The 691-nt window shown below is 38.8% G+C and carries 1 pseudogene; it reads left to right on the top strand.

The features are described 5' to 3' along the window. Window positions 1-645 (top strand): annotated as a pseudogene (locus AC1DRF_RS31080) (peptidase M6); the annotation flags it as partial. Window positions 646-691 lie beyond the last annotated feature (46 nt).

Below are 691 nucleotides of genomic sequence, written 5' to 3'. Positions count from 1 at the left end.
CTTCAAATTGAATATGTAACGGACGGAGGACTTGCTCTTCAAGGATTTGCACTTGATAATGCAAGTTTRGTAGTAAATGGAAAAACGGTATTTACGGACGATGCTGAAGGAGCGCCAAAAGTAACGTTAGATGGATTTGAAAAGACAAACGGCATCAGCTATAAAGATAACTATTATTACCTTGAGTGGAGAAACTATGCAGGCAGTGATAAAGCACTTCAATTCGCGCGCGGTGCAAAATATAATACAGGCATGCTGCTTTGGTACGCAGATGAAAGCTATCTTGATAACTGGGTAGGACAACATCCGGGTGAAGGATTCCTTGGTGTGGTTGATTCACATGCTCATAAAGTTCTTTACTTTAATGTGAATGGGATTAGCACGACAGCAAATTCAAGCCGATATCAAATTGCAGATGCGGCGTTCTCATTTGATAAATCACCTGCTTGGTCATATTCTCATAAAACGTGGGGAACTATTTCATCTAAAGAATCAAATGGAGTTACAAGCTTCAATGACAAAAAATCGTATTTAGATGAAAGAATTAAAGATGCAGGCCGCTTGCTTCCTCAAAACGGATTAAAATTAGACGTAATTGGTGAAGCAAAAGACAATTCAGCTGGTGCTGTATGGATTCATAAGTAAAATTAGACGTATTAAAAAAAGATCCGAAGAGCGTACTCTTCGGATC

The sequence above is a fragment of the Priestia sp. P5_B4 genome (assembly GCF_056400385.1).
The sequence above is the reverse complement of the archived record's forward strand: the minus strand, read 5'-3'. Positions and strand labels throughout refer to the sequence as shown.